A 26,331-nucleotide genomic window follows, 5' to 3' on the forward strand; every position below is an offset into this window, starting at 1 on the left:
AACACGTGGCGAACACGATCCTCGAGATGCGGGAGATCACCAAGACGTTCCCCGGCGTCAAGGCCCTGCAGGACGTCACGCTCGAGGTCGAGCGTGGCCAGGTCCACGCGATCTGCGGCGAGAACGGCGCCGGCAAGTCGACGCTGATGAAGGTGCTCTCGGGTGTCTACCCGCACGGCTCGTTCGACGGACAGATCCTGCTCGACGGTCAGCCCGTCGACTTCAAGAACATCAACGACTCCGAGGCCGCGGGCGTCGTCATCATCCACCAAGAGCTCGCTCTCAGCCCCTTCCTGTCGATCGCCGAGAACATCTTCCTCGGCAACGAGCAGTCCAAGGGCGGCTTCATCGACTGGAACAAGACCAACCTCGACGCCGCCGGTCTGCTGGCCCGCGTCGGCCTGCGCGACAACCCGATCACCAAGGTGGTCGACATCGGAGTCGGCAAGCAGCAGCTGGTCGAGATCGCCAAGGCGCTCTCGAAGCGCGTGAAGATCTTGATCCTCGACGAGCCGACCGCCGCCCTCAACGACGACGACTCGGCCCACCTGCTCGACCTGATCAAGAGCCTGCAGGCCCAGGGCATCACGTCGATCATCATCAGCCACAAGCTGAACGAGATCAAGGCGATCGCCGACAAGGTGACGATCATCCGCGACGGCAAGACCATCGAGACCCTCGACATGCACGCCGGCGAAGTGTCCGAGGATCGCATCATCAAAGGCATGGTCGGTCGCGACCTCGAGAGCCGCTACCCGGCCCACGAGTCGAAGGTCGGCGCCGAGCTGCTGCGCATCGAGGACTGGACCGTCCACCACCCCCTCGACGCGACGCGCGAGATCATCCACCAGGCCAACCTCAGCGTGAAGGCCGGCGAGATCGTCGGCATCGCCGGGCTGATGGGCGCCGGACGAACCGAGCTCGCGATGAGCGTCTTCGGCAAGAGCTACGGCACCGGCATCTCGGGCACCGTCTACAAGCGCGGCGAAAAGGTCGACACCTCGACCGTCAGCAAGGCGATCGCGGCCGGCATCGCCTATGCCACCGAGGACCGCAAGAAGTACGGCCTCAACCTGATCGACGACATCACCCGCAACGTCTCGGGTTCGGCGCTCTCCAAGCTCGCGAACTGGGGTTTCGTCAACCGGTCCGAAGAGAGCACCGTCGCCGAGCGCTTCCGCAAGAGCATGAACATCAAGGCGCCCACCGTGGCCGCCGTGACCGGAAAGCTCTCGGGCGGCAACCAGCAGAAGGTCGTGCTGTCCAAGTGGATGTACGCCGACCCGGACGTGCTGATCCTCGACGAGCCCACCCGCGGCATCGACGTCGGTGCCAAGTACGAGATCTACACGATCATCAACCAGCTCGCGGACGCGGGCAAGGGCGTCATCGTCATCTCGTCCGAGCTCCCCGAACTGCTGGGCATCTGCGACCGCATCTACACCCTCTCGGAGGGGCGCATCACGGCCGACGTGCCGATCGCCGAGGCGACCCCCGAATTCCTCCTGAAGTACATGACCCTCGAACGAGAGAGCCCCGTCAATGAGCGCGCCTAGCCCCACCCAGGCCACCGACCCGAAGCCCACGGGCGGGTCGCCCACCTCCCGTCAGCCGCAGTCCGGTTCGGGTGGCAACCCGATCACGGGTGCCGTCTCGTACCTCGGCGGACAACTGCGCCAGATCGGCCTGTTCATCGCGCTGATCGTGATCGTGCTGTTCTTCCAGATCACCACGAACGGCATCACCCTGGCGCCGATCAACGTGTCGAACCTGGTGGTCCAGAACAGCTACATCCTGATCCTGGCCATCGGCATGGTGATGGTCATCATCGCCGGCCACATCGACCTCTCGGTCGGGTCCATCGTCGCCTTCACCGGTGCGATGGCCGGCGTGATGATCACGCAGTGGGGCCTGCCCTGGCCGCTCGCCGTGGTGCTCTGCCTCGTGCTCGGTGCCCTGGTCGGGGCCTGGCAAGGCTTCTGGATCGCCTACTTCGGCATCCCGGCGTTCATCGTCACCCTGGCCGGCATGCTCGCCTTCCGTGGTGCCGCCCAGATCGCGTTGCAGAGCACGCAGATCTCGTCGTTCCCCCAGGGGTTCCGTGACATCGGTTCGGGCTTCCTGCCGGCGTTCGGCACGACCGGGTACGAGCCGCTGACGCTCATCCTCGGCGCTGTGGCCTCGGTCGCCCTGATCGGCACCGGCCTCCGTGGTCGGGCGACGCGTCGTAAATACCAGCTCGAGGACGAGCCCTTCGTCTGGTTCGTCACCAAGCTGGTCTTCACCGTCGCGCTCGTCATGTACGTCGGATTCCTGCTCGCGAGCTACTCGGGCACCCCGATCGTGCTGGTCATCCTCGCCGTGCTCGTCGTCGTCTACTCGACTGTGATGAAGAACTCGGTCTTCGGTCGTCACGTCTACGCGATCGGCGGCAACGTGCACGCCGCCGAGCTGTCGGGTGTCAAGACCAAGCGCGTCACCTTCCTGCTCTTCGTCAACATGGGCGTCATCGCCGCCCTCGCCGGAGTCGTCTTCACGGCCCAGCTGAACCTCGCGGCGTCCAGCGCTGGAACTGGATTCGAGCTCGACGCCATCGCGGCCGTCTTCATCGGCGGCGCCGCCGTCACGGGTGGCATCGGAACGGTCACCGGCGCGATCATCGGTGGTCTGATCATCGGCATCCTGAACAACGGCCTCTCGATCCTCGGTGTCGGCACCGAGTACCAGTCCCTGATCAAGGGCCTCGTGCTGCTCGCCGCGGTCGCGTTCGACGTCTTCAACAAGCGTCGCGCCGCCTCCTCCGGCAAGTAACGAGCCGCACCATCCCGCGAAGAGGCGCGGTTCCCGGTCACGGGAGCCGCGCCTCCTCGTCTCCCCGCCCCGGCGGGCACCGACCAGACCGCAGGAGGCGCGGGTCGGCCGCGCAGGACACCGACGTCCCGAAAACCGAACCGAACTAGGATCACCTCGTGGCAACCCTCTTCGACGTCGCGGCCGCGGCCGGCGTCTCGCACCAGACCGTGTCGCGGGTCGTCAACGGCGACCCGACCGTCCGTCCCGCCACCAAGGCCAAGGTCGACGTCGCCATCGACGAGCTGAAGTACCGTCCCAGCCTCACGGCCCGGGCCCTGGCCAGCCGCAAGACGAAGTCGCTCGGCGTGATCAGCACGGGGTTCCCGTTCTACGGCCCGTCGAGCACGATGCACGGCTTCAACGGCGCCGCCCGTCGAGCCGGCTACCAGGTGTCGATGGCCACGCTCGACGTCGATGACCGGCAGGGCATGCGGCAGGCCCTCGACTCGCTGGTCGGCCAGAACGTCGCGGCCATCGTGCTCATCGCGCCCGACTCCGAGGCCCTCGAGGTGCTGCGGAGATCCGGGGTGTCGGTGCCGCTCGTCACCGCCGACAGCGAGGCCGAGGACGGCCACCACACGGTGTCGTTCGACCAGGCCGCCGGGGCCGAGGCCGCCGTCGAGCACCTCGTCTCCCTCGGACACCGTCGCATCGCCCACGTCGCCGGGCCCGACGGGTGGATGGACGGCCGCGACCGTGAAAGGGGCTGGCGTGAGGCCTGCGCCCGGCTCGGCGTCGACTCGACGGTGCTGCTGCGCGGCGACTGGACGCCGGGCTCGGGGCATCGCATCGGCCGAGAGCTGGCCGAGCGCGACGACGTGACGGCCGTGTTCTGCGGCAACGACCAGATGGCGCTCGGGGTCGTGCACGCCTACGTCGACGCCGGTCGCGTCGTGCCGCGCGACGTCAGCATCGTCGGCTTCGACGACATCCCCGAGGCCGAGCACTTCGTCCCGCCGCTGACCACCGTGCGGCAGGACTTCGAGGCGCTCGGACGTCGTCTCATGACGACCGTCGAAGCGGTGCTCGCCGGCGACGAGGCGCCCGTCGCGGCGCTCGACCCCGAGCTCGTCGTCCGCCGGTCGACGGCGGCCCCCGCCCGCTGACGGACTCCGACCCGGCCGTGCGACATTGCACGGCCGCACTCGCTCATGTGAGAATGTGAGCGCTCACTTTCGCATCAGGACAAGGACGTTCCATGGCTGAGACCGCCATCCCCTCCGACTCGTCGCCCGCGGCTCCCAACCCCGCCGGCACGTCGGCCGACACGTACGTCGTCGGCGTCGACTACGGCACGCTCAGCGGCCGGGCCGTCGTCGTGCGCGTCCGCGACGGCGCCGAACTGGCCAGTGCCACGTTCGAGTACCCGCACGCCGTCGTCGACCGCACCCTCCCCGGCACGGGCGAGCGCCTCCCCGCCGACTGGGCCCTGCAGGTGCCGTCCGACTACGTCGACGTGCTCAAGAACGCGGTGCCCGAGGCCCTTCGCGCGTCGGGCGTCGACCCCTCCGCGGTCGTCGGCATCGGCACGGACTTCACCGCCTGCACCATGGTGCCGACCACCGCCGACGGCACCCCGCTCAACGAGCTCGACCGCTTCGCCGACCGCCCGCACGCGTTCGTCAAGCTGTGGCGTCACCATGCCGCGCAGGGCCAGGCCGACCGCATCAACGAGTTGGCTGCGTCGCGTGGCGAGTCGTGGCTGCCCCGGTACGGCGGGCTCATCTCGAGCGAGTGGGAGTTCGCCAAGGGCCTGCAGCTGCTCGAAGAGGACCCCGAGGTCTACGCCGCGACCGAGCACTGGGTCGAGGCCGCCGACTGGATCGTCTGGCAGCTGAGCGGTCGGTACGTCCGCAACGCCTGCACGGCGGGCTACAAGGGCATCTACCAGGACGGCGAGTACCCCAGCCGCGAGTTCCTCGCCGCACTCAACCCCGACTTCGCCGACTTCGCCGAGACCAAGGTCGTGCACGAGATCGGTGCCCTGGGCGACGTCGCGGGCACGCTGACCGCCGAGGCCGCCGGCTGGACCGGACTGCCCGAGGGCATCGCCGTCGCCGTCGGCAACGTCGACGCGCACGTCACCGCCCCGGCTGCCAAGGCCACCCAGCCCGGCCAGATGGTCGCGATCATGGGCACGAGCACCTGCCACGTGATGAACGGCGACAAACTGGCCGAGGTGCCCGGCATGTGCGGCGTCGTCGACGGCGGCATCGTCGACGGGCTCTACGGCTACGAGGCCGGTCAGTCCGGCGTCGGCGACATCTTCGCCTGGTACGTGAAGAACCAGGTGCCGCAGTCGTCGATCGACGCCGCCGCGGCGGCCGGCAAGAGCGTGCACCAGCACCTCACCGACCTCGCCTACGAGCAGCCCGTCGGGGCCCACGGCCTCGTCGCCCTCGACTGGCACAGCGGCAACCGCTCGGTGCTCGTCGACCACGAGCTCAGCGGCGTCATCGTCGGCCAGACGCTCAGCACGACGCCCGAAGAGGGCTACCGCGCGCTGCTCGAGGCCACGGCCTTCGGCACCCGCCGCATCGTGCAGGCCTTCGAGGAGTCCGGCGTGCCGGTCACCGAGTTCATCGCCGCAGGCGGCCTGCTCAAGAACGCCCACCTGATGCAGACCTACAGCGACGTGCTGCGCCTGCCGATCTCGACCATCACGAGCGAGCAGGGCCCGGCCCTCGGCTCGGCCATCCACGCCGCCGTCGCCGCGGGTGCCTACCCCGACATCCGCTCGGCGGCCGAGGCCATGGGCAGCGTCGACCGGGCGACCTACGTTCCCGACGAGGCGGCCGCCGACGCGTACGACGCGCTCTACGCCGAGTACCTCCTGCTGCACGACTGGTTCGGTCGGGGCGGCAACGACGTGATGCACCGTCTGCGGGCGATGCGTCGCGAGGCGACCCGCGCCTCCTCGGGTCCCTCGGCGAACGCCGAGAGCGCCCGGGGCACGGACGCCCTCGAGCAGGACGCCACCGCCTCGGCCACGAGCGACGCGGGGGTGACCGCATGACCGGCTGGATCGACCGCTCGACGCAGGCGGCCATCGACGCGACGCGAGAAGACGTCGCCACCCTGCACGCCGAGCTCGTGCGCTACGGGCTCGTCGTCTGGACGGGCGGCAACGTGTCGGGTCGCGTACCCGGCACCGACCTCTTCGTCATCAAGCCCAGCGGCGTGCTCTACGATGACCTGACGGCCGAGAACCAGATCCTCTGCCGCCTCGACGGCACCGTGGTCGAGGGCACGCCGGGCAGCGACCGCAGCCCGTCGAGCGACACGGCCGCGCACGCCTACGTGTACCGAACCATGCCGCACGTCGGGGGAGTGGTGCACACGCACTCGACCTACGCCACGGCCTGGGCCGCGCGCGGCGAGGCGATCCCCTGCGTGATCACGGCCATGGCCGACGAGTTCGGCGGCGAGATCCCCGTCGGGCCGTTCGCGATCATCGGCGACGACTCGATCGGCCGCGGCATCGTCGCGACGCTCGAGGGGCACCGCAGCCGGGCCGTGCTGATGCAGAACCACGGCGTCTTCACCATCGGCAAGGACGCCCGCGACGCGGTCAAGGCCGCCGTCATGACCGAAGACGTGGCCCGGACCGTCCACATCACCCGCCAGCTCGGCGAACCCATCCCCATCCCGGCAGAGAGCATCGACGCCCTCTTCGACCGGTACCAGAACGTCTACGGACAAGCACCCGCAGGAGAACTGAAGTGACGAACGACACCCTCGACCCCACCGCCTTCCTCGCCTCGCGAGAGGTGTGGTTCCTCACCGGCAGCCAGGGCCTCTACGGCGAAGAGACGCTGAAGCAGGTCGCCGACCAGTCGCGTGCCATCGCCGACGAGCTGGCCGCCGCCTCCGACGTGCCGGTGCGCCTCGTCTGGAAGCCCGTGCTGACCGACGCCGACGCGATCCGCCGCACGATGCTCGAGGCGAACCTCGACGACTCGGTCATCGGCGTCACGGCCTGGATGCACACCTTCAGCCCGGCCAAGATGTGGATCGGCGGCCTCGACGCCCTGCGCAAGCCGCTGCTGCACCTGCACACGCAGGCGAACGTGGCGCTGCCCTGGGCCGACATCGACTTCGACTTCATGAACCTCAACCAGGCCGCCCACGGCGACCGCGAGTTCGGCTACATGCAGACCCGTCTCGGTGTGCCCCGCAAGACGGTCGTCGGCCACGTCAGCGACCCGCGCGTGCAGCAGCAGGTGGGCACCTGGATGCGCGCCGCCGCGGGCGCCTCGGCGATGCGCTCGCTCAAGCTGGCCCGCTTCGGCGACAACATGCGCTTCGTCGGCGTGACCGAGGGCGACAAGACCGAGGCCGAGCTGGCCTTCGGCGTCCAGGTCAACACCTGGGGCGTCAACGAGCTGGCCGAGGCCGTCGCCGCGGCGTCCGAGACGGCGATCGACGAGCTCGTCGCGGTGTACGAGGCCGAGTACGACGTCGTGCCCGCGCTGCGCGCCGGTGGCGAGCGTCACCAGTCGCTGCGGGACGGTGCCGCGATCGAGATCGGGCTGCGGTCCTTCCTCGAGGCCGGCGGGTTCAGCGCGTTCACCACGAACTTCGAAGACCTGGGCGCACTGAAGCAGCTGCCCGGCCTCGCGGTCCAGCGCCTGATGGCCGAGGGCTACGGCTTCGGGGCCGAGGGCGACTGGAAGACCTCGGTGCTGGTGCGTGCGGCCAACGTGATGGGCGCCGGGCTGCCGGGCGGTGCCTCCTTGATGGAGGACTACACGTACCACCTGGTGCCCGGCGAGGAGAAGATCCTCGGGGCGCACATGCTCGAGGTCAGCCCGGCGCTGACGTCGGGGCGCGCCTCGCTCGAGGTGCACGCACTCGGCATCGGCGGCAAGGACGACCCGGTGCGCCTGGTCTTCTCCGCCGACCCCGGCCCGGCCGTCGTCGTCGCGATGAGCGACGTGCGTGACCGGTTCCGCCTCACGGTCAACGTGGTCGACGTGGTCGAGCCCGACGAGGACCTGCCGAACCTGCCGGTGGGGCGCGCGGTGTGGAAGCCCCGCCCGTCGTTCGCCGTGTCGGCCGAGGCGTGGCTGACGGCCGGCGCCGCCCACCACACGGTGATGTCGACCGCGGTCGGGCTCGAGGCCTTCGAAGACCTCGCGCGCATCGTCGAGACCGAGCTGCTCGTCATCGACGAGGACACCCGCATCCGCGACTTCCGTCACGAGGTCGCCTGGAACGCCGCGTACCACCGCCTCGCCCGCGGCCTGTAGGCCTCGCGGCCGGCTCGCGCTTCTCGCGCGGTCTGCGCATCGAGTGGTCCCGGATCGTCCTCCGCCCCACGGCGGACGACGGTTCGGGACCATTCGTCGTCGCGATGGCCGGGCCCGCTCGACCGCGTCTGCCCCGAGGAGGCGCGGGTCTAGATCCAACCGAGATCTCGCGCGTCCGAGGCGGCCCGTCCGCGGTCGGGCGCCCCGACCTTGCGGACGGCGGACGAGATCAGGTTGCGCACCGTGCCCTCGGCGAGGTGCAGTTCGGCGGCGCACCGTCTGGTCGAGAGCGACCGCTCGACGAGGCGCAGGACGTCACGCTCGCGTGCCGTGAGCGGGCACGCCTCGGCGCGGAGGACCGTGGCCGCCAACCTCGGGTCGACGTGGTCTTCTCCGGCAGCCGTTCGCCGGACGACGGCGAGGAGTTCGTCGATGCCCGCCCGCTTCGAGACGACCGCGTCGATGCCCGACTGGACGATCTGACGGACGAGCACGGCGGGCAAGCGGCGACCCAGGACGACGACCGCGTCGTGCCCTTCGCGCAGTCGCCGGGCGGCGTCCACGACGTCGGGGTGGTCGTCGGCGTCGATGACCAGCACGCTCCGCAGGGGCGGCCCTGGTTCGGAGGGGGGCTTCGCGGACTCGTGGATCGCGACAGCTCTCAGCCCTGGCGTCACACGGATGCACGCTTCGATCGCCGACCGCGTCAGCACCTCGTCGGCGACCACGCACACGTCGATCCTCCCGTCGGTCGACATGGCATCCCCCTACTCGTCATCGACTTCGTGACCAGTATGTCTCATGACGTCGACATGACGGATGCGTGGTGACTTCGTGATGGCCGTGACTTTCGAGTCGAGCTGCCGATGCCGAGACTCGGAGGTGTCTTGTCGACTCGACGTGGGAGGAGGGAACGCATGAAGAAAATCGAGAGCACGACGCTCAAGCCGGGTAGCGCAGCACGCTGCAACGGCGGATGCCTCTGCACCTGACATCCGGGGCGGGCCGCCCATCGGGCGGTCCGCCTTCCCCGTCAGTCCGGTGACCGCATCTCCCGAAAGTCGACATGTCCCTTCCCGTCTTCACCCTCTTCGAGGTCGTCCGATACGAACGTCTCTGGTCGGCGCTCCGCGCCGCCGGGCCCGCTGCCGCGTGGCGACTCATGAACGACATCGCCCGGTTCGACCTGCCCGCCTACGACTCGATCGCCGACCCGTCCGACACGAGCGCCGGCATGGCGGCCAAGGCCCGTGCCGCCATGGGGGGCTTGCCAGGTCTCGCCTCCGTCGACATCGACGCTGCAGCGGGGCGATATGGCGACTACGGGCCTCGGATGCAATTCGAGTCGACGTTCGTCACGCTGTGGCTCGACGACCGAGCTCGGCTGGACGAGGTCGTCGAGGTTCGTGGCGGCGAGCACCTCGACGAGGCGATGGAGCACGGCCGTGGCGCCCTGGCCTTGCCCCTGCACTTCGGGGCGTCCTACGTCGTCCCGCCGATCATCGCGCACCGACACCCCACGCGCTTCGTCTTCAACAGGATGAACTTCGACGAGCTCCGGGATCGGGCGTTTCCCTCTCTCGATGTCGACGCGTTCGGCATCGACGACGACGCGACCTTCCGAAAGGGGCTCCGAGCGCTCAAGGACGGGCTCGTCTTCGCAATGTTCCCCGAATACGATCCCAGAGGCCGAGGCCGTCACCACACCGTCGTCCCGTTCCTGGGGGCTTCCGTCGTCGCACCGCAGGGGCCGGCCCTCATGAGTCGTGCCGCGGGCGCAGCCATGCTGCCGATGCACCTCGACCGGACGGGAGAAGCTCACTTCGTCCTGACGATCCACCCGGCGATTCCCGCCCCGACAGATGACGTCGAGGTCCAGGGGTCGACGGTCGCGTTGTGGCGACTCATCGAGAGGCTCATCCTCGACGGCCGCGCCGGCGACTGGGAGATGTGGACCGACTTCGATCTGATGCGGACGGAGTCGGCGGCATGAGCACGGTTCCGCTGGTCGAGATCCGAGAAGTGTCACGGCTCTTCGAGAGCCGAGGTGGGAGACCGCCCGCCGTCGACCGTGTCTCGTTGGACCTTCACGAGGGCGAGATCGTCGCGATCGTCGGTCGCTCCGGCTCGGGCAAGTCGACTCTGGTGCAGATGGTCGGTGCTCTCGACACCCCCGATCACGGTCAGATCGTCTTCGACGGAATGACACTTTCTTCCCTCTCCGAGGCGGAGCGCACCGTCCTGCGAAGAGATCGCATCGGATTCGTCTTCCAGGACTCCCACCTCGTCCCGACCCTGTCGGTGCTCGAGAATGTCGCGCTCACGTCACTCGTCGCGGGAAGACGCCGCTCGGAATGGGCGGATCGAGCGCACGCGCTGCTCGACGAACTCGGCCTCGACGGTCTCGGATCGGCCCGTCCGACCACCTTGTCGGGCGGAGAGGCCCAGCGTGTGGCCCTGGCTCGAGCGCTCTTCTCCCGTCCGTCTCTCGTCCTCGCCGACGAGCCGACCGGCGCGCTCGACAGTGCGACCTCACGGGATGTCCTGAGGCTGCTCCGGGGCGTGGTCGTCGACGACCAGGCGTCAGCGGTCGTGGTGGTCACCCATGACCTCGAGACCGCCTGCATCGCCGACAGGATCATCGTCCTGCGAGACGGCCGAGTCATCGCCGACGAACGCTTCACACCGGCGGCCACGATCGACAGCGTCGAGGGGAGGGCCCATGAAGAACGCGTTCGCGCTTGGTTGGCGGAACATCGCTGACGGACGGCGGCGGGCAGGACTCACCGCCCTCACGGCAGCCTTGGGGGTCGCCCTTCTCACGGCCTCACTCGTCACCGGACTGACGGCGCGCCAGACGGTCGTCGACGGAATCGATTCGTTGCTCACGTTCGGGGACGTGGGCATCGTCCCCGAGGTGGATCGTGAGTTCGTCGACGAGGGTCTCGTGGACGCACTCGCCGCCGATCCCGGAGTCGTGTCGTCGCTCCCCACCCTGAGTCGAGAGACGGTCGCGGTCGGCGCGACGGGTGAGGCGGAGACCCTCCTCCTGACCGGCGCCCCGGCCGGGCCGGACTCGCTCGCCTCCCAGGTGGTCACCGACGGTCGAGCTCCTCGACCGGGCTCGGACGAGGTCCTGGTGCCGACCGATGTCGCAGACCGCATGGACGCCTCCCTGGGGAGTCGAATGTCGATGACGACTCCCTCGGGCGTCCGCTCGTTCGACGTGGTGGGGCTCGTCGACCCCCGCTCGTTGGGTGTCTTCGCCCGGGACAACCTCTTCACCGACCTCGAGGTCGTCCAGAGGGCGTTCGGGCTCGAGGGTGACCTCACCCGTCTCGACCTCGAACTCGATCCTGCAGTCGCGTCCACCTGGGCAGCAGAACACCGAGCGGCGCTCCCGTCCGGAGCCGTCTTCCAGGACACGTCGGCCGTGGCCGACGGCCTCGGGCCCATCGAAACGGCCGTGACGGCGGTGATGGCAGGGCTCGCTCTGGTCGCCCTCGCCGTGTCGGCACTGCTCGGTTCACTGGCGAGCACGGCTGCTGTCCGAGCACGGCGCCGCACCTACGGTGTGCTGCGCGCCACGGGCGCGTCCACGCGGTGGTTGGTCTCGTCGGTCGGCGCCGAGATCGCCATCGTCGCAGCGGCCGGAACGGTCGTGGGCGTCGCGGTCGGCGTCGCCGGCGCTGCGGTGGTGATGAGTCGGACGGACGGGGAGACCCCGTCTCTTCCGACCCTCACCCTCTCGGTCGGTCTCGGTGTCCTCGCGGGAGCGACCTCCGCCGTGCTCGGAGCCCGACGAGCCGTCGCCGACGTCCGTCGAATTCCGCCGGCGTTCGTCGTGAGGGGCGTCGAACCCGCAGACGGTTCGCCCGGATCGTGCTCACGGCGACGAACCGTCGTGGTCGCCGTGGTCGCATCGGTCTCAGCGCTGGTGATCTGGGCCCTCGACTCAGGCGCCGTCCTCGATGCTCTGGGCCTGGTCGCTCTGGCGGCCTGTGCGGTGGCCCTCTCCCGCCTCGCGATCGCGCCCCTGGCGGCGTTCGCGGCCAGGCTCCAATGGGCAGCCGACCTGGCGCGTCGCCGACCGACCCGCGGCAGGTCGACGGTGACCGGGGCCCTCACCCTGGTGGTCTTCGGTGCGGTGTCGCTCGCCACCTGCGTCGGTGCCGTCGCCTCCGCGACGGGGGAACAGATCAATCGGCAGTTCGGGGCCGACGTGCAAGTCACGTCGGTCGTGCCCTTGTCGGACGACGCCGAGCCGATCGTCGTCGTCGACGGCGTTCGGGACGTCGCGCGGTCGGTGTCCGGTGAAGCCACCGTCCTGTCGGCGTCCGCCGAACTCGACGTGCCGTTCCAGGCGATCGACCCCGAGACCTGGTTCGACGTGTCGGGGCTCGCGTGGTCCGCCGGTGGCGGATCGAGAGGTGTCGAGTTGCTGAGGGCCGGTGGGGGCATCGCTCTGCCGAGGGGGGTCGCCGAGTCCCTGACTGTGGCCCCGGGCGATGAGGTCGTCGTGTCGGCCGGGGGGACTCAGGTGCCCCTCGAAGTCGTCGGGCTCTTCACCTCGGTGGCCACGGGGCAACAGGTCGTCATCGACCGCAGGACGGCGGGGGAACTCGGTGTCACGGGGGTCTCTCGGTGGGACGTGTCGGCAGACGGAGGGGTCGATGTCGCCGACTTGTCAGACCGCGTCGCCGCGCAGGTGGTCGGTGTCCCCGGTGTCGACGTCATCACCGCCGAGGCGACGAGGGATCGTGCAGCCTCCGAGACGGCAGCCCTCACGGCAGGACTCTTCGCTGCGGTGACGGTGACTCTGGCCCTCGGGGCCCTGGGGGCCAGCAGCACGCTGAGCCTCGACGTCGAATCGCGGCGTGATGAACTCGCCGTGCTCCGCACCGTGGGGTGCCGACGTCGCGGCGTCGGTGCCCTCGTCGCCTGGGACGCCATCGTGATCGCCGTGGCGTCGCTGAGTGCAGGACTGCTCCTCGGCTCGTTCGGGGGAGCACTCGGGACGCGGATCGTCTCGAGGCTCCTCGGCGTGGGGGTCGACCCGGTGGTCGATCCCGTGACGATCGCGGGAATCGTCGGCGTGACGGCGATCGCTCTCGCCTTCGCCGCCGTGGGGCCGGTCCTGCGGGCCTCCCGCACGGAGCCCCTGACGATTCTGAGGGGCACGTCATGAGCGCTGACGCGAGAACGGGCTCAGCCGCCCGCCCCCGTCTGCGAGACAGCATCATCGTCGTCCAGCTCGCAGACGGTCGCCTGCAATTCAGGGCAACGTACGAGCGGGTCGTGTCGACCTTCTCCGTCGAGCCCTGGGTGGCGGACCTCGTCCCGCTGCTCGATGGGACTCGCACGCCAGTGCAGCTCGCCCAGACTCTTTCCTTGCGTGATCGCGGAGCGCTCGAGGACGTGCTGGAGGTCCTCGAATCCGAACGCTTCCTGGCGTCGGAGGCATCTTCCACCGACCGTGCCACGAGGCATTCGCGTCAGCTGCAGCTGTTCGACGAGATGATCTCGGCCGATGAACTGTCAGCAGTCGCTCGAGGACACGACGCCTCGACGATCCAGAGCCGACTCACCGGTGCGTGCGTGGTCGTGGTCGGCGTCGGTGGTGCTGGTTCGTGGGTCGTCCAATCGCTGGCCGCGGCTGGGGTGGGGAGGCTCGTGCTCATCGATCCCGACGTCGTCGAACTCTCAAACCTGAACCGGCAGGTGCTCTTCGATTCCGGAGACATCGGACGAGTCAAGGTCGACGCAGCCGCAGAGCGAGTCGCCGAGATCGACGCGGACATCACCGTCGACGTCTGGCGCACTCGGGTGGACACCGCGGAACAGCTCGCGACCCTGCTCTCGGGTGCCGATCTCGTCGTGAGTTGCGCAGACCAGCCCTCGGTGCCCGTCGTGGCCGACGTCGTGGCGACGGCGAGCACCGCGGTCGCTGTCCCGCACATCGTCGGAGGCGCGTACGGCGCCCTGCTCGGGGTGCCGGGTGTCACCGTCCTGCCCTGCCGAACGACGTGCTGGTCGTGCATCCGTGCCGCGACAGCCGACGATCACGGACGTGCCGCGCGAACTCTGAAGGGTTCTTCGCCCGGCGGCTCAGCCGCCCCGTTGGCCGGCGTGGTGGGGAACATGACGGCATGGGAGGCGCTCCGGATACTGCTCGGGGCACCACCGGCACTCGCCGGAGGTGTCCGCGAGGTCGATCTCGCCAGTTTCGACAGCGTCTGGCGCCCTATCCCACCACGTCTCGAATGCGGATGCGTTCCATCGTCCGAGACGACCGGTTCGACCTGACGATCGCCGAGACCGGGCATACGGCGACGCCCGTCGTTGTTCACCCCCGCATGAGCATTCCCCTCTCGATCCTCGACCTCGCCCCCGTCGCACCCGGTCAGACCGTGCGCGAGAGCTTCGCGGCCTCCGTGGCCCTGGCGCAGCAGGCCGAGGCGAGTGGGTACCGGCGGGTCTGGTACGCCGAGCACCACAACATGGCCTCCATCGCCTCGAGCGCGACGTCGGTGCTGATCGCCCACATCGCGAGCCAGACCTCGACCATCCGCCTCGGCTCCGGCGGCGTCATGCTGCCGAACCACTCGCCGCTCGCCATCGCCGAGCAGTTCGGCACCCTCGAGACCCTGCACCCGGGCCGCATCGACCTCGGCCTCGGCCGCGCCCCCGGCAGCGACCAGGCCACGTTCCGCGCCATGCGCCGCGACCCCTCGTCGTCCGAACGCTTCCCGCAGGACGTCGTCGAACTGCAGGCGTTCCTCGCGGGGGAGTCCCGCGTCGCCGGCGTCCAGGCCGTCCCCGGTGCCGGCACGAACGTGCCGCTGTACATCCTCGGCTCGTCGCTCTTCGGCGCGAAGCTCGCCGCCGCCCTCGGCCTGCCCTACGCGTTCGCCTCCCACTTCGCCCCCGGCGACCTGATCGACGCCGTCTCGGCCTACCGCCGAGAGTTCCAGCCGTCGACCCAGCTCAGCGAGCCGTACGTGCTCGCCGCCGTCAACGCGGTCGTCGCCGACGACGCGGACGAGGCCGACGCCCAGTTCGCCACCATGAAGCGCCAACGTCTGATGATGCTGCTGCGCCAGAGCGGCCAGATCGACCCCACGCGCGAGTTCGGTGACGACGAACTCGACCACCTGCTGCGGACCCCGGTCGGCCAGCACGTCCAGACCATGACGACCTACACCGCCGTCGGCACGCCCGGCGACGCCCGCGAGTACATGGAGCAGTTCGCCCGCACCGCCCAGGCCGACGAGCTGATCGTCGCGCACGCGGCCTCGTCGACGGAGGCGCGCCTCCGTTCGGTCGCGCTCCTCGCCGACGCGATGCAGCTGGCCCCCGCCGCCGCGTAGCCCGCCGGCGCCTCCGGGCGAGACGCGCTGCGCCCCTCCCGCCGGACACCGCCGAGTGGACTGGACACCGACAAATGCGACGGTGTGCTGTCCACTCGGCGGTGTTGTCGTCGTGACAGCTGACAGCGGCCAGGCCGCGACCCCGCGGCGGCCACGCAGCGGTGGCTACGGCGCGGTGAAGAGGAAGACGAACACGACGGCGGCCGGCTGCAGGGCCGCCCCGCCGAGCAGCATCGTGCGGCGCAACCACGGCCGCGACGAGATCGCGGGCGTGCCGAGCACGGGGCTGAGCGGCATGAGCAGCCGGAACAGGCTCTGCTGCGGCAGGAACACCGCGACGAGGTAGGCGAAGAACCCCGCGACGAACCCGACGACCTCGTGGCCGAGGCGCAGGGTCGAGCGGCGGGTCATCCAGAACGTGAACGACACGATGATGGCCAGCACGAGCACGATGCCGCCGATGCCCAACCAGCGGCCGGCCAGCAGGAACCACGGCGTCAACGGCACGAAGGCCGGGCGGCCGACGTAGTCGACCCACCAGGCCATCTCGGTCTCGAGGTAGGCGTCCGACTGACCCGTGACGACGTGCGCGACGACCGGCCACGCGAGTCCGGCCGCGGCCATCGCGAGCCCCGCCACGACGATCGTCGTCAGTTCACGGGGCGGCATCCGGCCGCCGACGACGAACTCCCGCAGACCGGCCCAGGCGCGGCGGACCGACGTGCGGGCGGCGAGGGCGAGCGCAGGAGGCGCGGTGCCGATCCCGGCGATCCGTCGCGTCCCGGCGTCTGCGGAAGGCCGCGTCGCCGCCCCGGTCTTCGCGGCGGCGGCGGTCGCGGCAGGGGCATGCCCCCCGGACACAGCCGACGGCCGGGCCTCGGGACGCTCTCGCTCGGTGTGCCAGCGCACGATCAGGTGGATGCCGAGCGCCAACGCCAGGGCGAGCGCCCCGGGTCGGACGAACGACGCGAGGATGCCCGCCGACGCCACCAGCGGGTAATTCCGCCGCTGCATGGCGAGCAGGCCGCCGAACATCAGCAGCAGGAAGAGGCTCTCGGCGTAGCCGACCGACATGACGAAGGCCATCGGCCCGAAGCAGAACAGCAGCACGGCCCAGAGGGCGCCGGTGTGTCCGACCTTCGTCACGAGCAGGCGGTGGAGGACGATCGCCGCACCCGCACCGAACACGGTGGCGAGCAGGGGGGCGGCGACGACGAAGTCCATGCCCGTGGCCACCATCAGCAGGTGGCAGAGGTACGGGAAGACCGGCAGGAACGCCCACTCGTTCGGCAGCACCTCGCCCGCGGCGTCGGTGGGCAGGGTCGACGGGTAGCCGTGCAACGCGATGGTGCGGTACCGGTCGGCGTCCCACGACGACGTGAAGTCGAGGAAACTACGGTCGCTGCCCGGCGTGATGAAGGTCGCCCCGGCGAGTTTCGCGACCTCGTAGACGGCGAAGAGGACGCTCGTCGAGAACAGCCGCGACGCGAGGTAGACGACGAGCACACTGCGCCAGCTGCCCGACAATCGACCGGCCAGATCGACGGAGAAATCGGGTCGGCGCAGCCTCGCCGCCGACGGCGACGCGATCGTCTCGCGGCTCACCGCCCCGCCCCGTGTCCGGTCATCTGGACGACGCTACCAAGAGTCGGCTGGGACGGGGCAAGATCGACCCGTGCCCCTTCCGTCCTTCGCCGCCCTCGGGATCGACGACGTCGCGGTCGCGGTCTACCGTCACGTCGTCGCCGGGGCCGGGGTGGCGGACGCCGCGGGAACGGCGGCCGGGCCGACGCCCGAGGCCGTGGCGCGGGCCGTGCACCTCGACGAGGCGACGGCCCTGGCCGCCCTGGAGCGCCTCCGTTCGCTCGGGCTCGTCCAGCGCTCGGCGGGAGGCGAGGGCTACGGCGCGGTGGACCCGCGCGTGGCCGTGCCGGCCGTCGTTGCCGCCCGTGCCGACGCGCTCGTCGAGGTCCGCGCGGCCGTGCCCGAGCTGGGAGCGCTGTTCGACGAGGGGCGTCGCCCGCACGACGGCGACGAGCTGACGCGGGTGGTCGTCGGGCACGAGGCCGTGGGGGACTGGTACTCGAGGCTGGAGCACCGGGCGACCACCGACTTCGTCGCCTTCGACCGTCCGCCCTACGTGGTCGCGTCGAACGAGTCCACCCAGCGGGTCGCCCTCGGGCGCGGGGTGCGGTGGCGGGCGGTGTACACGGTCGCCAGCATCTCGGCCGACGGCAGCTGGCAGGGCGTGCACCGCCTGGGCGCCGACGGCGAGGAGGCCCGCATCACGCACGACCTGCCGGTCAAGCTCGCCGTCGCCGACCGCCGGGTCGCCCTCGTCTCGATCGGCCACGACCCCGACCGGCCCGAGGCCCTCGTGACCGAATCCGAACCGCTCGTCGCCGCCCTCCACGACCTGTTCGAGGCCCGGTGGCGCAGCGCGTTGCCCGTGCCGGGCACTCCGGGGGCCGGTCGTGCCGCGGTCGACTGGGCCTCGGTGGCCGCGCGACTGGCGTCGTCGACGACCGTGACGGCGACGTCGGGAGCCGCCGTGCCGTCGCGGGACCAGGAGGCGCGACTCGCGATGCGACCCCCCACCCCCGCCGAGCGCGACCTCCTCGCCCTCGTGGCGGCGGGGGCGACCGACGAGGTGATCGCGGGTCAGCTCGGCATCTCGTCCCGCACGCTCCGGCGGCGGCTCCACGCCCTCTTCGACGAGCTCGGCGCGAGCAACCGGTTCCACGCCGGAGTCGAGGCGGCCCGTCGTGGCTGGGTCTGACTCGGCCGACGCCCAGCCCCCTCACGGCTCACCCATCGAGTCGCCTCGGTAGCGTCCCGGACGTGATCCATCCGCCCCGTGCCGAGCCGTCGTGCTGAGGCTCTCCCTGGTGTCGGCAGGCACCCTCGCCGTCGTCTACGCGGTGGCCGGCGTGCTCGTGGCCCGGACGCTGCGTCGCCCACGCCGTGCCCGCACCTGGTGGCGGTGGGTCACCGGGGCCGCCGCCCTGGGGGCCGGGCTCGGCGCGCTGGTCACCTGGTGGCTCGGAGACGTCGAGGACGTCCTCGACGTCTCGCCCACCTGGGTCGACCGACTCTGGGTCGGGGCCCTGCTGATGGTCGCGGGCACGGCCGTGGTCGCCGTGGTCCGCGGAGGCGCGGGGCGACGGGTCCTGGCCGCGTCGACGGTCGTCGTGATGGTCCTCGCGACGGGCCTGGCCATCAACCGCGACAGCGGGCTCTTCCCGACCGTGGGGGCCTTGCTCGGCCTCTCGGACGTCCCGTCGCTCGTCCTCCCGGCCGCGCAGACGGCCGCGGTGCGGGCCGGCCGGACGTCGACCCCGGCCGCCCCCGACCTGGGACGCACCTGGCGGGCGCCCGCCGACCTTCCGTCACGGGGACGGCTCGGCAGCGTCGCGATCCCGGGCACCACGTCCCGCTTCGACGCGCGGGACGCCCTCGTGTACCTGCCGCCCGCCGCCCTCGTGGCCGATCCGCCGCCGCTGCCCGTCGACGTCGTCCTGTCCGGACAGGGCCCGGGCGCCGCCCCCGAGAACCTCGTCGACGCGGGGCGGATGGTCGAGACCCTCGACGCCCTCGCCCGTGCGCACGACGGCCTCGCGCCGATCGTCGTGATGCCCGACCAGCTCGAGCGCCCGACCAACAACCCGATGTGCGTCGACGGCCCGCTCGGGCACAGCGAGACCTACCTGACGGTCGACGTGCCCCGGTGGATCACGAGCCACCTCTCGGTCCAGGCGCCCGGCCGGGCCTGGGCGGTCTCGGGCTTCTCGCAGGGCGGCACCTGCTCGCTCCAGCTGGCGGCGGGCCACCCCGAGCTCTTCGGCTCATTCGTCGACGTCTCGGGGCAGATCGGGCCGCGGCTCGACGGGGGAGCGAGGGCCACGGTTGAGCGGGGCTTCGGCGGCGACCGGGCGGCCTACGCCGCGGCCCAGCCGCTCGCCGTGCTGGCCGCCCGCGCCCCCTACGCCGACAGTGCCGGGTTCTTCGCCGTCGGTGGGACCGACGCGCGCTACGGGCCCGTGATGCCCGTCGTCTCGGCGGCCGCCCGGGCCGCGGGGATGGACGTGACCCGCGACGTCCTGCCCGGCAGCGGCCACGACTGGGCCACGGCATCGCGGGGGCTCGCCACGGGGACCGCGTGGGCGGCGGTGCGACTCGGGCTGACGAGGCCGTAGCGGGGTGCGGCGAGGCGACCGTCCGCCGAAGGGGGGACGACGTCGGTGCCCCGCCCGCGCCTCCTCGTGTGAACTTTTTGGCCGAAGCCGGTCAGTGGCCGGTTTCGGCCATGACCCCCACTAGAGGGTCACCGACATTCACAGGTAGTTCTTATGGATCGACCGCGGCCCGGGGCTGCGGCGCACCACCGACAGCACGTCCCGAACGACGTGCATCGAAAGGCGATCCGTGATCACACCATCCGGCCGACGCAGGCCGACCGCTCCGCCCCGCACCCGCCTCCGTGGCGGCTTCGCCACCCTCCTCGCCACCGGCGTCGTCGCCGCGGGCCTCGTCGCGGTGCCGGCCACCGCCTCCTTCGCCGCGGACGGCCCGGCCGTCGTGGGCGACAGCCAGTTCGCCGACGGGAAGTACATCGTCACGTTGCGCGAGCCGGCGGCCGCGACCTACGAGGGCGGCCAGCCGGGCCTCGCCCGCACCGCCGTGCCCGAGGGCAGCGATCTGGACGCGCAGAGCGCTCCCGTGCAGGACTACGCCGAGCACCTGAAGGGCGTCCAGCAGGACGTCGCGGCGGCCGCCGGGGCGACCGTCGAGGCGAGCTACGCCATCACGACCAACGCCTTCGCGGCCGACCTCACGGCCGCCCAGGCCGCGAAGCTCGCGAGCGACCCCTCGGTCGCGGCCGTCTCGAAGAACGAGCTGCTCAAGCTGCAGGCGACGCCGTCGACCGAGTTCCTCGGCCTGGGAGACGCCGAGGGTAACGGCGGCGTCTGGGACGCCGTGGGTGGACGCGAGAAGGCCGGCGAAGGAGTCGTCGTCGGCATCATCGACTCGGGCATCGCGGCGGGCAACGCCTCGTTCGCCGGTGACCCCCTCGGTTCGGCGAGCGACACCGAGCCCCACCTCGACGGCGACCGGACCGTCTTCGCCAAGGGCGACGGCGGGACCTTCACCGGCGTGTGCCAGACGGGCGTGCAGTTCGACGCGGGCGACTGCAACACGAAGCTGATCGGTGCGCGCTACTTCGTCGACGGCTTCGGCGTCGGCAACATCGGCACCGAGGAGCAGGGCGAGTACCTCTCACCCCGTGACGGCAACGGCCACGGTTCGCACACGGCGTCGACCGCCGCGGGCAACGCCGACGTCGAGGCCACCATCGGCGACCGCTCGTTCGGCACCGTCTCGGGCGTCGCCCCGGCCGCCAAGATCGCGGCCTACAAGGTCTGCTGGGACGGCCCCGACCGCGTCGCCACCGACGACGACGGCTGCGCCACGCTCGACCTGATCGCCGCCATCGAGGCCGCGGTCACCGACGGCGTCGACGTCATCAACTACTCGATCGGCGGAGGCGGGGCCACGAGCACCTTCTCGGCCACCGACCAGGCGTTCCTCGGCGCGGCCTCGGCCGGCGTCTTCGTGGCGGCCTCGGCCGGCAACGACGGCCCGACCGCGACCACCGCCGACAACGCGGCACCGTGGATCACCACGGTCGCGGCGTCGACCATCCCCAGCTACAGCGCGACGGTGCAGACCGCCGACGGCACCGAGTACCTGGGCGGCTCGATCACCGTGCCGACCGGCACCGACGGCCTGACGGGCGACTTCGTCTCGTCGACCGCCGTCGCGGCCGCCGGGGCGGACGCCACCGCGGTGACCCTCTGCGCACCGGACACGCTCGACCCGGCGAAGGCCGCCGGCACGATCGTGCTCTGCGACCGCGGTGTCTACGATCGCACGGCCAAGTCGGCCGAGGTCGAGCGCGCGGGCGGCATCGGCATGGTGCTCGTGAACCCGACGAGCAGCTCGGTCGACCTCGACGAACACGCCGTCCCCACGGTCCACCTCAACGCCGACGACTACGACGCGATCCACGCGTACGCCGACACCGAAGGTGCCACCGTCACCCTGCTCGACGGCAACCCGGGCGCACTGCCCGAGCCCGCCAGCCCGCAGATCGCCGGCTTCTCGTCGCGCGGACCGGTGACCGCCGACGGCGGCAACCTGCTGAAGCCCGACATCTCGGCCCCCGGCGTGGCGATCCTCGCCGACGGCGCCAACGCGCAGGGTGAGCCCGGCACGTACGAGTTCCTCTCGGGAACGTCGATGTCGTCCCCGCACATCGCCGGTCTGGCCGCGCTCTACCTCTCGAAGGGCGTGCACCCCGACTGGACCCCCGACGAGGTCAAGTCGGCCATGATGACGACCGCGTACGACCTCGTCGGCGAGGACGGCGCTCCGAGCCAGGACGTCTTCGCCCAGGGCGCCGGGCACGTCGACCCGACCGCGTTCCTCGAACCCGGGCTGCTCTACGAGAACGGACCGGCCGACTGGCAGGCCTACGTCGACTCGATCGACACCGTCGAGGGCACCGACTCGTCGCTCAACCTCGCGTCGATCAGCGTCGGCTCGTTGGCCGGCACCGCACAGGTCACGCGCACCGTCACCTCGACCGAGGCGGGCACCTACACGGTCGCCCCGATCGAGATGGACGGCGTCACGGCCACGGTCGAACCCTCGACCTTGACGTTCGGCGCCGCGGGCGAGAAGCAGGACTACACGGTCACCTTCACCCGCACGACGGCGGCGCTCGACCAGTTCGCCACCGGCTACCTCACCTGGTCCGACGGGACCCACGACGTGCGCAGCCCGCTCGCCGTGCGCCCCGTCCAGCTGCAGGCTCCGGCCGAGGTGGCCGGCGAGGGCGCCACGGGCGAGAAGGCGTTCGACGTCACGGCCGGCGACGCCCTCGACCTGCCGCTCACGACGGAGGGCCTCGCCGCCGGGCAGGTCGCGTCCGGTTCGGGCACGGCGGGCGCCGCGGCGGCCGAGACGCCGGTCACAATCGCCGAGGGCACCACCCACGCGCGCTTCGTGCTCGACAGTGCCGACGACACCGCGGACCTCGACCTGCTGCTCTACACGGCCGACGCCGACGGTGCGCCCGACCAGCTCGCGGCCTCCTCGGCCACGGGTTCGGCGGACGAGCAGATCGACCTCGACGCCCCCGCGGCGGGCGAGTACGTCCTGCTGGTCGACTTCTACAGCGGTGCCGGGCAGCTCGACTACACGCTGACGTCGTACCTGCTCGACCCGGCGGCGGCCGTCGGAGGCCTCACGGTCGACCCGGCCACCCTCTCCGCAGGGCTGGGCGAGACGGCGACGCTGACCGCGTCCTGGACGGGCCTGCCCTACGAGCAGACCTTCCTCGGCCGCGTCGTGTACGGCGACACCGGGCAGGTCACGTACCTCACGGTCGCCTCGGGCGAGGAGCCCGAGCCCCCCACGCCGACCGACCCCGGCCCCGGCCCCGGCCCCGGCCCGGGCCCCGGCCCGGGCCCGGGTCAGCCCGGCCACCCCGGCCACCCCGGCGGCTGGAGCCTCGGCGACATCCTGCAGTGGATCTGGAACGCCCTCGGCGACCTGTTCCACGGCTGGTTCCCGTGGCGCGGCTAGCCCCCACGGCCTGACGGCCTGACCCACCCGGAGGCGGTGGTCACCTTCCCCGCGAAGGCGACCACCGCCTCCTCCCGTCCCCCAGTCCCGCCGCGTCTCCGCCCTCCCTCCCCGCTCCATGCGATGCCCAGCCCCTGAAGTCGGCAACTCCTGCCTGATGCTGCGGCGTGGCCCGTCCGCCCGGGTGTCCCTGTCCGCGGTGCGGCAAGAGGCAGGAGTTGTCGGCGGTGCGGCGTCCGTGTCGGCAACTCCTGCCTGGTGCCGCGGCGTGGCCCGTCCGCCCGGGTGTCCCGGTCCGCGGTGCGTCAGGAGGCAGGAGTTGCCGACAGGCAGCAGGACCCCGCACTGCGCGACGGTCGTCCCCGGTCGCGCGACGGTCGTCCCCCGTCACGGGCCGGTCGTCCCCCGCAGCGGGTGGCTCGGGGGACCCTCGGCGTCGCCCGTTCCTCGTCCGGGTGATCTGTCCCCCGAATGGTGGACACTGCCAGGACCCCGGCCCTAGTTTGGGTGTCACCCGAGACGTGACGATCCCTGTTCACCCGACCCCGGCGCCGTACCCGAACACGGCGCCGGGGGAGCAGGTCGAGGCGCGCGTCTACCCCACCCGAAAAAGGCACCACCATGCACTCGCTCACCCTCGCGGGGTCTCCCCGTCGCGGGCGGAGGGCCCTGCGCCTGTCCGCCGCGCTGCTCGCCACCCTCGCCCTCGCCGGCACCGCCGCCCTGACCGGGACCGCTGCCCCGGCCCGGGCCGCGGAGATCGACGGTGCCATCACGGACGTGACGGTGACCCCGACCGCGCCGCGACAGGGCACCCAGCTCACGACCACGATCGCCTGGGAGGTGCCGGACGACACCAAGACCGGTGACACCTTCACGCTGACGCTCAGCGAGCACCTGAAGAACCTGCCCACCGACTTCGCGCTCCGGGACCCCGCCACCGGTGCGGTCGTGGCAGAGGCCACCGTCGTCGGGACGCGCCCCTACGTGGTCACGTTCACGATGACCAGCTACGCCGAGAGCCACCTCAACGTCAGCGGCAAGGCGTTCGTCAAGTCGGACTTCGAGGGTCGCACCACCCCCTCGGGTGTCCCCACGCCGTTCACGTCGACGACGAACGACGGCCGCGACTTCACGACCGTGGTCACGCCGACCGGTGTGATGCGCGGCCTCGACCAGCCCACCAAGTACGGCACGTACACCGCCGCCGACCAGGGCCGCTCCACGGCCGCCCGCTTCCTCACCTGGCACGTCCTCACCCCGCTCGGCGCATTCGACTCGGCCACGACGACGGACACCGTCCCCGCCGGCCAGACGTGGACCTACGACTGCGACACGCTGGTCTTCGACTCGATCCGCGTCAAGACCGACGGCAGTTTCGCCGCCCCCCTCGCCGTCACCCCGACGTCGTACACCTGCTCGCCCGCCGGCTACACCGTGAGCTGGGGCCCCCAGGTCGTCAACGTGCAGGACCGCGTCAGCATCGCCGTGAGCCTCCCCGCGCCGACCGGCACCGCCTCGGCCGCCCAGACCTTCACCAACAGTGCGACGGTGTCGACCGTCGTCGGGGACGTCACCACCACCGGTGCGGTGAGCTCCTCCAAGACCCAGGCCTCGGCCGGTGGAACGGGTAGCGGAGACGTCCCCGACTCGGCCGTGACCATCACCAAGGACGACGCCGCGGGCAACGCGGCCGACACCGCGGCCACCGCCGTCGTCCTCTCCGACGGGACCGCCTCGCTGGCCTACCGCGTGACCAACACGGGTGCCGACGCGCTCGCCGACGTCACGGTCGCCGACGAGGTCCTGGCCAACGGCACCGTCGACGGTCTCAGTTGCGACTTCGCGCCCCTCGGCGGCCCGTCGACCGGAGTCACGTGGGCCGGCCCGTTCGCGGTCGGAGCCTCCTTCGACTGCACCGCCGCGCTGACGGGTGTCACGGCCGGTGACGTCGACCACCACGACGTCGGCACCGTGACGGCCCGTGGCATCGAGTCCGGCCAGGCCGTGTCCGCCTCGAACGCCTGGTTCGCCCGAGTCGCCGCCGCGGCCGCCACGCCCACCACGCCGACGACCTCGCCGACGACGAACCCTGCCGCGCTCGCGGCTCCCGTGGCGGGTCCCACCGCCCCGGCGGTGTCGACGCCTCGACCCGCCGCCGCGGCCACGGGTCTCGCCTTCACCGGAGCCGAGCTGGCCGGTCCGGTCGCGCTGGCGGCCCTGCTCACCCTGCTCGGTGCCGCGCTCGTCGTCTCCACCCGTCGCCGCGCGGCCCGCGCCGCGCTCACCGGTGACGCCGACCGCACACACCGCGGCGAGTAACCGTTCGACGAGGGGTGCCGGGTGCGGCGGGCGTCAGGTCCGCCGCACCCGGCACCCCCCGTTCGTCCAACCTGCACATGCCCGAAACAGACGTGGACTAGGTTCGCTACTCGTGACAGAACACAACGGACACACGATGCGCGTCGTCAGCTACAACCTGCGCGAGCACACGGCCAAGGGCGAGATCCGGTCGCTCGCCGAGGACAACGACGCCGACGTGCTCTGCCTCCAAGAGGCCGACACCAAGGACATCCCCGCCGAGTTCGGCGAGTTCGCCCTCGCGGCGTCGACCCACAACAATCGTCTCGGGCTCGCGGCCTACTACCGCCGCTCCCGGTTCGAGTTGTTGGGGACGAACGTCTACGCGCTCAAGAAGTCGATGCACGACCGCGTCATGTCGCCCGCTCACGAGCGCCTGCTGGCCATGCACCTGGCCGACCGCCAGAGCGGACGTGACGTCCTGATCGGCTCGTTCCACGCCGCTCCGCTCACGGCCACGAACGCCCTGCGCAAGAAGCAGGTCGAGTCGGCGCACCGTCTGATGCGTGCCCTGGCACCGGGCGTGCCGATGCTCATGGTCGGCGACTTCAACTACCCGTGGTTCCACGGCGGTCTGCGCAAGCACATCGAGCGCGACGGCTTCGTGCTGACCCGCAGCTCGACGCCGACCTACCTCGGTTACAAGTACGTCAAGGGCCACTTCGACTTCGCGACGAGCTACGACCTCAAGATCGAGGACGTCGTCACGCTCCCGGCCGGCGTCAGCGACCACCGGCCGATCCTGGTCCGCGCCCAGGGGCTCTGACCGCGGCGTTCCCGGACAGCACGACGGGCCCGGTCACCTCTCGGTGGCCGGGCCCGTCGTCGTGGTGCCGGGGACCGCA

General features: G+C 71.2%; 18 protein-coding genes. 16 read left to right on the plus strand and 2 right to left on the minus strand.

Annotated features, from left to right (window positions below):
• The first annotated feature begins 26 nt into the window (after nucleotides 1-26).
• The 6 genes from mmsA to araA all read left to right on the plus strand — a co-directional run bounded on the left by mmsA (nucleotide 27) and on the right by araA (nucleotide 8,105).
• On the plus strand, nucleotides 27-1,556 hold the full coding sequence (mmsA, locus tag IFT88_RS12300; protein ID WP_199859237.1) for a multiple monosaccharide ABC transporter ATP-binding protein: 1,530 nt from the start codon (nucleotides 27-29) through the stop codon (nucleotides 1,554-1,556).
• On the plus strand, nucleotides 1,543-2,811 hold the full coding sequence (gene mmsB, locus IFT88_RS12305; protein ID WP_082059986.1) for a multiple monosaccharide ABC transporter permease: 1,269 nt from the start codon (nucleotides 1,543-1,545) through the stop codon (nucleotides 2,809-2,811). The genes mmsA and mmsB overlap by 14 nt, the downstream gene beginning before the upstream one ends.
• A 158-nt stretch (nucleotides 2,812-2,969) precedes the next feature.
• Complete coding sequence (locus IFT88_RS12310; RefSeq protein WP_192120899.1) at nucleotides 2,970-3,959, plus strand: substrate-binding domain-containing protein; 990 nt, start codon at nucleotides 2,970-2,972, stop codon at nucleotides 3,957-3,959.
• A 92-nt stretch (nucleotides 3,960-4,051) separates the two neighbouring features.
• Nucleotides 4,052-5,869 carry a ribulokinase gene (gene araB / locus IFT88_RS12315; RefSeq protein ID WP_192120901.1) on the plus strand — a complete coding sequence of 606 codons (1,818 nt, stop codon included), beginning with the start codon at nucleotides 4,052-4,054 and terminating at the stop codon, nucleotides 5,867-5,869.
• Nucleotides 5,866-6,579: an L-ribulose-5-phosphate 4-epimerase gene (locus IFT88_RS12320; protein ID WP_043595113.1), complete on the plus strand. Its 714-nt coding sequence runs from the start codon at nucleotides 5,866-5,868 to the stop codon at nucleotides 6,577-6,579. Before araB ends, IFT88_RS12320 begins: the two co-directional genes overlap by 4 nt.
• The gene (gene araA / locus IFT88_RS12325) at nucleotides 6,576-8,105 is read left to right on the plus strand and encodes an L-arabinose isomerase (protein ID WP_192120903.1); all 1,530 of its coding nucleotides are present in this window, start codon (nucleotides 6,576-6,578) and stop codon (nucleotides 8,103-8,105) included. The genes IFT88_RS12320 and araA overlap by 4 nt, the downstream gene beginning before the upstream one ends.
• Nucleotides 8,106-8,254: 149 nt before the next feature.
• On the opposite strand, the gene IFT88_RS12330 is transcribed toward araA, so the two are convergent.
• Nucleotides 8,255-8,863, minus strand: coding sequence for a response regulator transcription factor (locus IFT88_RS12330; RefSeq protein ID WP_192120905.1), 609 nt, complete (start codon nucleotides 8,861-8,863; stop codon nucleotides 8,255-8,257).
• A 308-nt stretch (nucleotides 8,864-9,171) separates the two neighbouring features.
• Between IFT88_RS12330 and IFT88_RS12335 the strand changes: the two genes are divergently transcribed.
• The 5 genes from IFT88_RS12335 (at nucleotide 9,172) to IFT88_RS12355 (ending at nucleotide 15,475) form a co-directional block, all read left to right on the plus strand.
• The gene (locus IFT88_RS12335) at nucleotides 9,172-10,098 is read left to right on the plus strand and encodes a lysophospholipid acyltransferase family protein (RefSeq protein ID WP_192120907.1); all 927 of its coding nucleotides are present in this window, start codon (nucleotides 9,172-9,174) and stop codon (nucleotides 10,096-10,098) included.
• An 86-nt stretch (nucleotides 10,099-10,184) separates the two neighbouring features.
• Nucleotides 10,185-10,868, plus strand: a complete 684-nt coding sequence (locus tag IFT88_RS12340) for an ABC transporter ATP-binding protein (protein WP_249408998.1) — start codon at nucleotides 10,185-10,187, stop codon at nucleotides 10,866-10,868.
• Entirely contained in the window at nucleotides 10,828-13,293 is a 2,466-nt protein-coding gene (locus tag IFT88_RS12345; protein ID WP_192120911.1) for an ABC transporter permease, read from the plus strand. Before IFT88_RS12340 ends, IFT88_RS12345 begins: the two co-directional genes overlap by 41 nt.
• A gap of 110 nt (nucleotides 13,294-13,403) precedes the next feature.
• Nucleotides 13,404-14,411, plus strand: a complete 1,008-nt coding sequence (locus IFT88_RS12350; RefSeq protein ID WP_192120913.1) for a ThiF family adenylyltransferase — start codon at nucleotides 13,404-13,406, stop codon at nucleotides 14,409-14,411.
• Between the two features lie 50 nt (nucleotides 14,412-14,461).
• Nucleotides 14,462-15,475, plus strand: coding sequence for an LLM class flavin-dependent oxidoreductase (locus IFT88_RS12355; RefSeq protein WP_043595110.1), 1,014 nt, complete (start codon nucleotides 14,462-14,464; stop codon nucleotides 15,473-15,475).
• Nucleotides 15,476-15,640: 165 nt separating this feature from the next.
• On the opposite strand, the gene IFT88_RS12360 is transcribed toward IFT88_RS12355, so the two are convergent.
• A complete protein-coding gene (locus IFT88_RS12360) occupies nucleotides 15,641-17,080 on the minus strand; it encodes a mannosyltransferase family protein (protein ID WP_192120915.1) in 1,440 nt (479 codons plus the stop codon).
• A 70-nt stretch (nucleotides 17,081-17,150) separates the two neighbouring features.
• Here IFT88_RS12360 and IFT88_RS17675 point away from each other — a divergent pair, with 70 nt between their 5' ends.
• The 5 genes from IFT88_RS17675 (at nucleotide 17,151) to IFT88_RS12385 (ending at nucleotide 26,252) form a co-directional block, all read left to right on the plus strand.
• Nucleotides 17,151-18,254 (plus strand): helix-turn-helix transcriptional regulator, encoded by a 1,104-nt coding sequence (locus tag IFT88_RS17675; protein ID WP_192120917.1) that lies wholly within the window; start codon nucleotides 17,151-17,153, stop codon nucleotides 18,252-18,254.
• 109 nt (nucleotides 18,255-18,363) lie between these two features.
• Nucleotides 18,364-19,671, plus strand: a complete 1,308-nt coding sequence (locus IFT88_RS12370) for an alpha/beta hydrolase-fold protein (RefSeq protein WP_192120919.1) — start codon at nucleotides 18,364-18,366, stop codon at nucleotides 19,669-19,671.
• Nucleotides 19,672-19,900: 229 nt separating this feature from the next.
• The gene (locus IFT88_RS12375) at nucleotides 19,901-23,125 is read left to right on the plus strand and encodes a S8 family serine peptidase (RefSeq protein ID WP_192120922.1); all 3,225 of its coding nucleotides are present in this window, start codon (nucleotides 19,901-19,903) and stop codon (nucleotides 23,123-23,125) included.
• 621 nt (nucleotides 23,126-23,746) lie between these two features.
• Entirely contained in the window at nucleotides 23,747-25,447 is a 1,701-nt protein-coding gene (locus IFT88_RS12380; RefSeq protein WP_192120924.1) for an Ig-like domain-containing protein, read from the plus strand.
• Between the two features lie 112 nt (nucleotides 25,448-25,559).
• Nucleotides 25,560-26,252, plus strand: a complete 693-nt coding sequence (locus IFT88_RS12385; protein ID WP_342212154.1) for an endonuclease/exonuclease/phosphatase family protein — start codon at nucleotides 25,560-25,562, stop codon at nucleotides 26,250-26,252.
• The last annotated feature ends 79 nt before the right edge of the window (nucleotides 26,253-26,331 follow it).

This window comes from Frigoribacterium sp. CFBP 8751 (assembly GCF_014841545.1).
Lineage (GTDB): Bacteria > Actinomycetota > Actinomycetes > Actinomycetales > Microbacteriaceae > Frigoribacterium.